At 45.4% G+C, this 355-nt stretch carries 1 pseudogene; it reads right to left on the bottom strand.

What is annotated here, in order from left to right:
- Nucleotides 1-355, bottom strand: a pseudogene (locus EI164_RS16795) (TonB-dependent siderophore receptor); the annotation flags it as partial.

Below are 355 nucleotides of genomic sequence, written 5' to 3'. Positions count from 1 at the left end.
TACACCTGCGCTTTTGCTGCACTGAGTCCTTTAAACTCCATTTTATTAGCACCTAGGGCGGCATAGACAGTCGTTTGATCAGTCACATCAAACTCACCGCGTGTGATTGCACCTTTTGTTTCAGTATCATAAAAAGCCCAGCTTGGATTCAATAACGTATCTGGATCTGGTGCACTGGGAATATCAATACCTGATGCTACCGTAATACCACGAGTCGGCCCATCGACATGCTCTGTCGTCGCATAAAGATCCGTTGAAATTCGTGCACGTTCGCCTTTCCAATCTAAGGCAAGAGAGCCCACTTTAGCCTCTTTATCTTGGTCATTAATCGCACTTTCACCATCTCTATAAGCAC

The organism is Psychrobacter sp. FME13, assembly GCF_014861395.1.
Taxonomy (GTDB): domain Bacteria; phylum Pseudomonadota; class Gammaproteobacteria; order Pseudomonadales; family Moraxellaceae; genus Psychrobacter.
This window is presented reverse-complemented; position numbering and strand designations above follow the sequence as displayed.